General features: G+C 40.2%; 10 protein-coding genes. 5 read left to right on the top strand and 5 right to left on the bottom strand.

All coding sequences use genetic code 11. From position 1 onward, the window contains the following. The 5 genes from FIM44_RS06510 to thiE form a co-directional block, all read left to right on the top strand. Nucleotides 1-245: restriction endonuclease subunit S (locus FIM44_RS06510; RefSeq protein WP_140579477.1), on the top strand; the 245-nt coding region annotated here is incomplete at its 5' end. A 3-nt stretch (nt 246-248) separates the two neighbouring features. After that, nucleotides 249-3245, top strand: a complete 2997-nt coding sequence (locus tag FIM44_RS06505) for an HsdR family type I site-specific deoxyribonuclease (protein WP_140579476.1) — start codon at nt 249-251, stop codon at nt 3243-3245. Between the two features lie 92 nt (nt 3246-3337). Beyond that, on the top strand, nt 3338-4117 hold the full coding sequence (thiM, locus tag FIM44_RS06500; protein ID WP_140579475.1) for a hydroxyethylthiazole kinase: 780 nt from the start codon (nt 3338-3340) through the stop codon (nt 4115-4117). Beyond that, entirely contained in the window at nt 4114-4923 is an 810-nt protein-coding gene (gene thiD / locus FIM44_RS06495; protein ID WP_162979268.1) for a bifunctional hydroxymethylpyrimidine kinase/phosphomethylpyrimidine kinase, read from the top strand. Before thiM ends, thiD begins: the two co-directional genes overlap by 4 nt. After that, complete coding sequence (thiE, locus tag FIM44_RS06490; RefSeq protein ID WP_140579474.1) at nt 4916-5575, top strand: thiamine phosphate synthase; 660 nt, start codon at nt 4916-4918, stop codon at nt 5573-5575. The genes thiD and thiE overlap by 8 nt, the downstream gene beginning before the upstream one ends. Nucleotides 5576-5598: 23 nt before the next feature. Here thiE and FIM44_RS06485 read toward each other — a convergent pair whose 3' ends face one another. From FIM44_RS06485 to FIM44_RS06465, 5 genes are read right to left on the bottom strand one after another with little or no spacing between them, the layout of a single operon-like run. Further along, complete coding sequence (locus tag FIM44_RS06485; RefSeq protein WP_140579473.1) at nt 5599-6336, bottom strand: hypothetical protein; 738 nt, start codon at nt 6334-6336, stop codon at nt 5599-5601. Continuing rightward, nucleotides 6336-7613 carry a bifunctional phosphopantothenoylcysteine decarboxylase/phosphopantothenate--cysteine ligase CoaBC gene (gene coaBC, locus FIM44_RS06480; protein WP_140579472.1) on the bottom strand — a complete coding sequence of 426 codons (1278 nt, stop codon included), beginning with the start codon at nt 7611-7613 and terminating at the stop codon, nt 6336-6338. The genes FIM44_RS06485 and coaBC overlap by 1 nt, the downstream gene beginning before the upstream one ends. Continuing rightward, nucleotides 7610-8593, bottom strand: coding sequence for a UDP-N-acetylglucosamine 4,6-dehydratase (inverting) (gene pseB / locus FIM44_RS06475; RefSeq protein ID WP_194148107.1), 984 nt, complete (start codon nt 8591-8593; stop codon nt 7610-7612). Before pseB ends, coaBC begins: the two co-directional genes overlap by 4 nt. 21 nt (nt 8594-8614) lie before the next feature. Continuing rightward, nucleotides 8615-10378 carry an OmpP1/FadL family transporter gene (locus FIM44_RS06470; RefSeq protein ID WP_140579470.1) on the bottom strand — a complete coding sequence of 588 codons (1764 nt, stop codon included), beginning with the start codon at nt 10376-10378 and terminating at the stop codon, nt 8615-8617. Then, nucleotides 10375-10992 (bottom strand): HP0838 family lipoprotein, encoded by a 618-nt coding sequence (locus FIM44_RS06465; RefSeq protein ID WP_140579469.1) that lies wholly within the window; start codon nt 10990-10992, stop codon nt 10375-10377. Before FIM44_RS06465 ends, FIM44_RS06470 begins: the two co-directional genes overlap by 4 nt. Between the last annotated feature and the right edge of the window lie 17 nt (nt 10993-11009).

The following is an 11009-nucleotide window of genomic DNA, read 5'->3' as shown; positions in this document are numbered from 1 at the left end:
GGAAAAATATTTCAAAAGTTGCTAATGGTGTAACACGCTTCAATGTTTCAAAGCAATTACTTTCAAAAATAACAATCCCCATCCCACCCCTAGAAATCCAACAAGAGATCGTTAAGATTTTGGATCAATTTTTGGCTCTAACCACCGATTTATTAGCCGGTATCCCGGCTGAAATAGAAGCCAGGAAAAAGCAATACGAATATTACAGAGAAAAACTATTGGCATTCAAACCACTCAAGGCATAAACCATGAATTATGAGATTATCGCAGAAAGCAATGAAAGCACCGTGATAGCGGAGTATCATAGCGATAATGAAAGAAAAAGCGCTTATGAGAGTGAAGCAGAGTTAGAAAGGGCGTTTATCGCGCTTTTACAAAAACAAGGCTATGAATTCAAAAAAATCCACAAAGAACAAGAATTAAAAGACAATTTAAAAGAGCAGTTAGAAAAGCTTAATAATCATCGTTTCACGCCTAAGGAATGGGAGACTCTCTATTCCCAATTCATCGCTAATAAAAACGATGACTATAAGGCTAAAACGAGAAAAATCCAAGAAGATCCGATTTTTAATCTCACGCTAGAGAACGGGAAAACCAAAAACATTAAAATCATTGATAAGAAAAATATCTATAAAAACACCTTGCAAGTGATCCACCAATACAGCGTTAAAGGGAAGTATGAAAACCGCTATGATGTGAGCGTCCTTGTGAATGGCTTGCCTTTAGTGCATGTGGAATTGAAAAGAAGAGGCATAGCGATTAGAGAGGCGTTCAATCAAATCAAGCGCTATCAAAGGGATAATTTTAGCGCTGAAGACGGACTTTTTGATTTCGTGCAGATTTTTGTTATCAGTAACGGCACGAGTAGTAAATATTATTCAAACACCACAAGAATAGCCCAGCTGGAAAGAAACCATAAAGCCGATACTTTTGAATTCACGAATTATTGGGCGGATAGCAAGAATAACAATATTGAAGATTTAATGGATTTTGCCCGATCGTTTTTTGCAAAGCGCAGCCTTTTGAATGTTTTAACGCGTTATTGCGTTTTCACGAGCGATGAGGTTTTATTGGTGATGCGGCCTTATCAAATCGTAGCAGCCGAAAGGATTTTAGAAAAAATCAAATTCACGCAAAATAGTAAAACTTATGGGAAAAATCAAAGCAAAGGCTTTATCTGGCACACGACAGGGAGCGGTAAAACCTTAACGAGCTTTAAAAGCGCGACTCTGGCTAAAGAATTAGAGAGCATCTCAAAAGTTTTGTTTGTGGTGGATAGAAAGGATTTGGACTATCAAACCATGAAAGAATACGATAAATTCCAAAAAGATTGCGCCAATTCCAACACAAGCACCAAGATTTTAAAAGAACAGCTTGAAAACCCTAACGCTAAAATCATTATCACCACAATCCAAAAATTAGACAAATTCGTTAAATCCCACCTTAAAGGGCATGCGGTTTTTAATGAAGAAGTGGTGATGATTTTTGATGAATGCCACAGGAGTCAGTTAGGCTCCATGCACCAAGCTATCACTAAAGCGTTTAAAAAATACCACCTTTTTGGGTTCACAGGCACGCCCATTTTTGTAGAAAATTGCGATAAAAACAACCCGTTAGGCACGACAGAGCAGAAATTCGGGACATGCCTCCACCAATACACCATTATTGATGCGATCAGGGATAAAAATGTTTTGCCCTTTAGAGTGGAATACCACAACACCATTAAAGCTAAAGAGGATATTAAAGACAATAAGGTCAGAGCGGTTGATGAAAAAAACGCCCTTTTAGATACTAGGAGGATCAAAGAAATTACTAAATGCATTTTAGAGCGTTTCAATCAAGCCACTAAAAATAAAAAATTCAATTCCATTCTGGCATGCTCTAGTATAGAAGCGCTGAAAAAATACTACCTAGCTTTTAAAGAAGAAAAACACGACCTTAAAATCGCTACCATTTTTAGCTATAGCACTAATGAAGAACTTGATGCGCTAGAAGATGAAAACAATGAAAGCGCTAACGGGCTAGACAAAAGCTCAAGGGATTTTTTAGAGGGCGCGATTGCGGATTATAATGGAATGTTTAAAACTTCTTTTGACACTTCGGATCAAAAATTCCAAAGCTATTATAAGGATCTTTCTCAAAAAATGAAGGATCGTGAAATCGATCTTTTAATGGTGGTGAATATGTTTTTGACCGGATTTGACGCTACAAGGCTCAACACCCTTTGGGTGGATAAAAACTTGAAATACCATGGGCTAATTCAGGCTTTTTCACGCGCAAATCGCATTTTAGACAGCGTTAAAACGCATGGGAATATCGTGTGTTTTAGGGATTTAGAGCAGGATTTAAATGACGCTCTCATGCTTTTTGGCAATAAGGACGCTCAAACCATTGCGCTATTAAGAAAATATGAAGATTATTTGAAAGGCTATATTGATAATAACAAAGAATACGAGGGCTATGAGGGTTTGATTGGAAGGCTTTTAAGAGAATTTCCTTTAAAAGAGCCAATCATTTCAGAAAGCCAGAAAAAGGATTTCATCAAGCTTTTTGGCAAGATTTTGAAATTGGAAAATATTTTAAACAGCTTTGAAAATTTCAACAAAGACGATCACATCAATCCAAGGGATTTTCAAGACTATCAAAGCAAATACCTTGATTTTTACGATGCAATGAGGCCAGAAAAAGGGAGGGATAAAGAAGAGATCAACGACGATTTGATTTTTGAAATTGAACTCATCAAGCAAGTGGAAGTCAATATTGACTATATTTTAAACTTGATTGAAAAATATGCTAAAGAGGATGATCTAGAAATTCAAGGCGTTAAAACCAAAATAGAGCCGATCCTTAACTCCAGCATAGAGCTAAGGAATAAAAAAGATTTGATCATGGATTTCATTGACAAATACAACAAAGACCAAGAAGTCCATGCGTATTTTCAAGATTATATCCACCAAAAAAGAGAAGAGGAATTCCAAAAACTCATAGAAGAAAACCGCTTGGATGAAGAAAAAGCCTATTCGTTCATGCAGCATGCCTTTAGGGGGGGCGAAATTAGCTTTGGCGGGACAGAATTCCCTAAAATCATTAAAGAAAAACCCTCCAGGTTTGACAAATTGCGCTATCAAGAGGTGAAAGAAAAAGTCGCTGCAAGCCTTTCTCGTTTTTTCCACCGCTTTTGTGATCTCACTAGTTCTATATTTAAGAAAAATGAGGTTAAAAAAGATGAGATTGATGAAAAATAGTTCATTTTTGAACGCTTTTATATTAAAACTCAAAGACAGCGCCGCTTAATGGATTTTTTTGTATAATAAAAGAAAATTTAAGGAGGTTTATAATGTTAAAAGAATTACGTCAAAAACGCCCTTTAGTGCATAACATCACCAATTATGTGGTGGCGCAATTCGTGGCTAATGGTTTGCTAGCCTTAGGGGCATCGCCTTTAATGAGTGATGCCATTGCTGAAATGCAAGATTTGGCAAACATTTCTGACGCGCTCGCTATCAATATTGGCACTCTCAATGAACGCACGATTTTATGCGCTAAAGAGGCTATCAAACATTATAAGGCTTTGAATAAACCCATTGTGTTAGATCCTGTGGGGTGTTGCGCGAGCGCTTTGCGCCATGACACAAGTTTAGAGCTTTTGAAAAGTGGTGGGATTAGCGTGCTTAGGGGTAACGCTGCAGAATTAGGCTCTTTAGTGGGTATTTCTTGCCAAAGTAAAGGGCTAGACTCCCATGATGCCAGCACGCCTGTAGAAATTGTCAAATTAGCGGCTCAAAAATATTCTGTGGTAGCGGTAATGACAGGTAAAACAGATTACGTGAGCGATGGGAAAAAAGTTTTTAGCGTTACTGGGGGGAGCGAGTATTTAGCTGTCATTACTGGGGCTGGGTGTTTGCACACAGCAGCGTGCGCGAGCTTTTTAAGTTTGAAAAAAGACCCTTTAGATTCTATGGCGCAACTTTGCGCTTTCTATAAACAAGCCGCTCTTAATGCGCAAAAAAAAGTGTCAGAAAATAACGGCTCCAATGGTTCGTTCTTGTTTTATTTTTTAGACGCTCTAAGCTTGCCCATAGAGTTAGAAAATAGCCTTATTAAGGAAGTATTGTGAAAGTTTATCCGCAAGTTTTAAGCATTGCTGGTAGCGATAGCGGTGGGGGCGCTGGGATACAGGCCGATTTGAAAGCGTTTCAAACTTTGGGCGTGTTTGGGACAAGCGTGATCACTTGCATCACCGCTCAAAACACACAGGGCGTGCATGGGGTTTATCCATTGAGTGTAGAGAGCGTGAAAGCGCAAATCTTAGCCATTAGAGATGATTTTTCCATCAAAGCGTTCAAAATAGGAGCGTTATGCAACAATCAAATCATTGAATGCGTAGCAGACACTTTAGAAACTTGCGATTTTGGGTTGTGCGTTTTAGATCCGGTGATGGTAGCAAAAAATGGGGCTTTGCTTTTAGAAGAAGAGGCGATTTTAAGCTTAAAAAAACGCCTTTTACCCAAAACCAATTTACTAACCCCTAACCTCCCTGAAGTTTATGCGCTCACAGGCGTTCAAGTGCGAGATAATAAAAGCGCTTCAAAAGCGATGGGTGTTTTAAGGGATTTAGGCGTTAAAAACGCTGTGATTAAAGGGGGGCATACAGAGCATTTTCAAGGGGAATTTAGCAACGATTGGGTGTTTTTAGAAGACGCTGAATTTATCCTAAACGCCAAGCGCTTTAACACCAAAAACACGCATGGCACGGGTTGTACTTTGTCTAGCTTGATTGTGGGCTTACTCGCTCAAGGGCTGGATTTAAAAAACGCTATCACAAAGGCTAAAGAGCTTTTAACTATCATCATTCAAAACCCCTTAAACATTGGGCATGGGCATGGGCCTTTGAATTTGTGGAGCATCAAAAAGCATGTTTGATGCGAATTGTTTGAAACTCATGTTTGTGGCTGGTTCGCAAGATTTCTACCATATAAAAGGCGATAGGACAAACGCGCTTTTAGACACTTTAGAATTAGCTTTACAATCTAAAATCACAGCGTTTCAATTCCGCCAAAAAGGCGATTTAGCCTTACAAGATCCTGTTGAAATCAAACGATTAGCCCTAGAGTGTCAAAAATTATGCAAAAAATACGGTGCGCCTTTTATTATTAATGATGAGGTGCGACTCGCGCTAGAATTAAAGGCTGATGGCGTGCATGTGGGGCAAGAGGACATGGCTATAGAAGAGGTAGTAACTTTATGCCAAAAGCGCCAATTTATAGGTTTGAGCGTCAATACTTTAGAGCAAGCCCTAAAAGCGCACCATTTAGACAGCGTATCCTATTTAGGGGTAGGCCCTATTTTCCCCACACCATCTAAAAAAGACGCTAAAGAAGTTGTAGGCATCAATCTTTTAAAAAAAATACAAGATAGCGGGGTAAAAAAACCCCTCATAGCGATTGGGGGCATCAATACAGATAACGCTTCAAAATTGCGCGAGTGCGGGATTAGCGGTATCGCCGTCATTAGCGCGATCACGCAAGCCAAAGATAAAGCCTTAGCGGTTGGAAAACTTTTAAAGAATGCGTGAAGGATTCTAAAATTCCAAATTTTTTACCCTATCGTATCCAACAAACGCTCTTCAAAGGCAAAAAGCATGGGGGTTTTTTCGCACACAATTTCCACAGAAGAGAAGCCTAAAAGGGTGTTTTGAGCCTCTTTTAAAACCTCTTTAGTCCTTTGGAGGGTGGTTTTTAAAAAAAGTTGTTTTTCTTTTTCTTTCAAGTAAATAACGCCGCCAATTTCGCCCAAGTTAGGATACAGAGCGTAAAAATCAACGCTTTGTTTTTTGGCTTTCATCTGTAAAAAGGCTTTTTTGCGTTCGTTTTCAATCACGAAGCTTAAAACCTGCGATTGCAGGCTTAAAAGCATGTTGGCCGTATTCAAAAACTCTTGCGGATTTTTAGCATGGACTAATTTTTCGCTCAAAAGTTCTTTGTATTCTTTTAAAGGGGTATTGTCTTTGGCGCTCAATATTTCTTTGATTTTCTTCATTTCAAGGGTGGGCAAATCGTCCAATCCGTCTAAGATTTTTGGGGCAGGCACTAAATTTTTAAGCACAATATCGCCTAGCTGATTTCTTTGCATAGTCGCAAAATAGGGCTGATTGATTTTCAATTCCTGTTCGCTTTTGGTGGGGATAATCCTATTACCCACTTGCAAAAGAAAAAGATCTTTATCTTGTTTTTCTAGCACTTTTAAAAGAATGGGTAAAGTGGCGTTAAAATGGTGCGCGGCGTTTTTGGAATGAAGGGCGTTAAGCTGGTTTAGGGCGTTTAGGGCTTCTAGCATTAAAGGGCGTTGTCTTTGATAAAATCAAGGATTTTAAAACTCGCTTCTAATTTGTTCATAGAAGGGATTTTTTGGGTTTTTTTATGGCTAAAAAGCCACAATTCATTTTCTAATGATCCAAAAGGGCGTGAATCTTTAATGAGATTCAAAGCGGCCATGGAGCAATCCTTGCCGTTATCTTGAGAAGGTTTTAAAAGATTTTGAGCGTTTTTGATGGCGTTTTGTTGATCGTCTTCGGCTTTAAAACCGATTTTAACGAATTGGTTAGGATTGATAGAAGCCAGTAAATCCTTATTTTGAACGCATTCAATGTTTAGGGTTTCGCCCAGTTCGCTTTTTTTAAGCTTATGTTTAAAAGAAGTCTTAGGCAAATAATCGCTAATGGCGGCTAAATTGAAGAGTAGGGGTTTTAAGGCATGTTTTTGCAGGTTGTTAGCGGCGTTATTTAAGGCATTTTCATAAGAAGCGGTGTCGCTAACGGAAACGCTTGCGATTCCTTTAGGCAAAGGGGTAGGGAAGTTTGATGTGATCAAAGTTACTTTCGCTCCCTTAAAATATAACGCTAGGGCTAAAGCACTCGCTTGAATCCCGCTAGAAAGATTGCTGATCGTTCTAACGCTGTCAATCTTTTCCACGCTCGCACCACCTACCACTATGGCTTCTCTGTTTTCAAAATAAGCATCTTTTAGGAGCGTTTGAGTAGCTTTAAAAAGGATTTCTAAAGGCTCAGCCATCGCTCCATCGCCTTTAGTATCGCATGCTAAAAGGGCGTTTTTGGTGTCTAAAATAATGTGGTTGGAATCTTTCAAGCGTTTTAAATGGCTTTGAATGATAGGGGAATTGAGCATGTTAGTGTTCATGCTAGGGGCTAGGATTTTAGGGGAAGCGCAAGCTAAAAAAGTCGCGCTGATGATATTATCCGCTAAAGCGTGAGCAATTTTAGACAGGCTGTTAGCACTTAAGGGGGCAAAGATGAGTAAATCAGCATTAGTAGCGCATGCGATGTGGTTATGGTGCAATGCGTTTTGGTGGTTGTAATACCATTTTTCATTATGATCATGCAAGACTTTGTGATGGCTCAAGGCTTCAAAGCTTAAGGGCGTAACAAATTTTTTTGCGCCCTCACTCATCACCACTTGAACACTGGCCCCGCTTTTAAACAACAAACGCACTAATTCTAGGGATTTATACGCTGCAATAGAGCCGCTCACGAGCAATAAAACGCGCTTGTTTTCTAATAATCTTAAGGGGTAAAACAAATCTTCTAAAAAATTCATAATAATTTCAATAAATCATCAGGCTCTAGCCATTGGTTATTATTATGGCTGCTGTATTCAAAATCGGGGGCGACTTTGTGGCCTTTTTCGTGGAGTTTGGTGAGCGTGTAATCTTTAGGCGTTTGGAAACTTATAGTGGGCTGAATGATGAAAAAGTCTTCAAATTCTAGGGCTAAATGGCTTTCATCTTTAGGGATCATCACTTCATGGAGTTTTTCGCCCGGGCGAATCCCTATGATTTTAGTAGGGATATTGGGGGCTAGGGCTTTAGCGAGATCGATCATTTTCATGCTAGGGATTTTAGGCACAAAAATTTCACCCCCATGCATTCTTTTCAAGCTTTTAAGCACAAAGGAAACCCCCTCATCTAAGGTGATCCAAAATCGTGTCATGCGGATATCGGTAATGGGGATTTCACTCGCTTTGTTTTGGACTAATTTTTTAAAAAACGGCACCACGCTCCCACGACTCCCCACCACATTACCATAACGCACCACGCTAAATTGCGTTTGAGAAGAGCCTTTAAAGTTATTCGCGCTCACAAAGAGCTTATCGCTGCACAATTTCGTCGCGCCGTAGAGGTTAATGGGGTTAGCGGCTTTATCAGTGCTTAAAGCGATGACCTGGCTCACTTCGTTTTTTAAGCATGCGTTAATCACGTTGCTCGCTCCCATAATGTTAGTTTTAATGCATTCTAGGGGGTTGTATTCAGCGATAGGCACATGCTTGAGCGCGGCCGCATGGATACAAATATCCACGCCCTCTAAAGCGTAATTCAAGCGCTCTAAATCCCTGACATCGCCGATAAAAAAACGCATCCTGGGATCGTTAAATTCCATGGCCATTTCGCTTTGTTTCAATTCGTCTCGGCTATAAACGATGATTTTTTTAGCGTTGGTGGTGTCTAAAACCTTACGAACAAAGCGTTTGCCAAAACTCCCAGTGCCACCGGTGATTAAAATCGTTTGGTTGTCTAGCATGTTTTGATGATTTGGCATGTTTTACCAGCGATAGCCTAAAGAGGCGCTAAAGATTCTCAATTGTCCAATGTTTGGGGATTGATACAAACTAGAGCGGTTGCTTTTAAAAGTGAAACTCCCCGCTACGCCTAAATCAAAGCCCCTAAAATTGTATTTAGTCCCAAAAGCCACGGTATATCCATTAGAATCTGGGATACCTATCGCATCTTGAGGGCTTGGGGCTTGATCATAATCAATAGCACCCATCAAACGCAAGCTTTTACCCATGTAAGTTACCCCTAATCTAAAGGTGTTGGTGTCCCTCCAGCCAGCCCCCATGTTCATCACGCTTTTAAAATTCGCTAGACCTACCATTTTTTTAAGCGTCTCAGAGTCTAGTGAAGCCACTGTTCCGCTCAAGCCCTTGTAAGTAGCGTTCGCAAAATCAGGGGTTACTAAAAATTTATTCCCTTGACTCCAAAAGGTGCGCTCAAACACCCCCTCTATTCTTAAATGGTCTTTAAAAAATTGGTGGGCGTAGGCTAGGCTTAGGGTTTGGGGGAGTGAAACATTGATATTCAAGCTGCCTTTAGTCAAAACGCTCCCTAAAGAAGGGCCAAGCTCTGTGATGGCCACCAAAGCGCCTTTCATATTGAATGTAACTGAAGAATTATACACCACAGAAAACATGCCATGATCAAAGATACGCAAACTCGAACCCACTCTATACCCCCCTGATACGCCTTGCCCGTTGGATTTTTGCACGACTTGAGTGGTGCCATAAAGATTCGCGCTCGCTTTGATTAAGCCGCTATAACCCATGATTTTTTTCAAGCCGTTATAAAACTCTTGACAGCTCTGATCGCTCATATCCCCACCGGCTTTTTGGCAATTAAGCGCTGGTTGGTAGCCAATATTGCCTAATAAAGTCATCATGTTACTTGGCACTTGATCGGCAAAAACATTGTTGGGTAAATTTAAAATTTGCTCCGCGCTCAAAACCGAAGCACCCTCTAAAGGCACATAAACGGTGTTATTAAAGCTCCCGGTCGCATAAAGCCCTCTTAAACCCACACCCACTGAAAAGTGCTTATTAACAGTATAGCTCATGCTAGGGGCAAGCTCTACCATCATGATAAACACGTCATGCAAAAATTCCCCCCCCTTACCATTCCATTTCATGCCCAACCCACTAGGAGCGGTGAAACTCCCCCCAAAAGTGAAGCCGTTATGCGTGCGCGTTTTATAAAAGAATTTAGGTAAAACAAAATTAGTCGTGCCCGTCCAGCCATTCACGATTTGAGAATCAGGATTTGAAGCGAGGGTTACGACTTTTTGATTGGTTAGATTCATAAGCCCTTGAACACGATTGATTGCTTGTGATAAGCCATTGGTAGCAGCCGTATTGCCAAGCGCTTTAAGGATATTGCCAAGCCCTATAGTGTTGATGATGCCTAAAATATTTTGTTGGCTTTTATCAATTTCTAAACTCGTAACCGAATACAAGCCTTGGTTAGTCGTAGGGACTTTAAAGCTAAAGGCCGGGATATTGATCACGGTGGTGGTCATTTCAAATTCGCTTCTGTTTTCACCCCAATCGTTAGTAAAGCCCATATTCGCCGGGTTGTAAAAGGAAGCGTCAGCGCCCCTAGCCCCAGCGACATACGCCGAGCCTAAAGCCGTGCCATTTAGGCTTTGCTCTTGGATCTTAAAGCCATTGGCATAAGAAAGCAAGGGCAAGCTCAGAGCGATTAAATGGCGTTTTTTGAGCTTTTTAAAATAATAAAGTGGGGAAAAGTTTTTCATTGGAGCTCGCTATCAGCGTTTTCATTGTCTTCTAAATCTTGTAAAGAAGGCTCATAGGGTTCAATCCTAATAGCAATTTTTTGCGTCAAATTCTGGAAAGAAATCAGGCCATTTTTTCTTTCATAAAGGATAATTTCCCCGCTTTTTTGAAACCTTTGGATCACGTATTCAGGGGTTAGGTGGCGTTTCCCTAAGCCCTTAAAAATATCCCTCCCTAAAACAATGTCATCAAACAAATCCCCATAGCTCACCTTGCCAAACAAATCCCTTGCAGCAATCCATTTAGCCGAACATTTTTGGCTAAAACAAATGCTTCGTTTAGTCATATAAATATCGCCCACTCTTTGGCTGAGCTTATAAAGGGTTACTTCAGTATTGTGGTCTTTATCGGTTTTGATCGTGCCGTAATCATAAAAGCGAAAAACCGGCGTGTTAATGTAAATGAGTCTGAATTGGCGCAAGGCATTCAAAGTCTCTTCTCTTTTTTTACGAGCTTCTTCTTGTTTGATCTGCTCCCTAGTTTTGGGGGTTTGCTTAGAAAAAGGGTGCTTGGAGCAAGAGACAAAAAAAAGCGTCATGAAAAATAATAAAAAAGCGCTTCTAAAATACCGCATGATTATAGAGTAAGAGA

It is taken from the genome of Helicobacter pylori (genome assembly GCF_006440215.1).
Taxonomy (GTDB): Bacteria; Campylobacterota; Campylobacteria; order Campylobacterales; family Helicobacteraceae; genus Helicobacter; species Helicobacter pylori_CS.
This window is presented reverse-complemented; position numbering and strand designations above follow the sequence as displayed.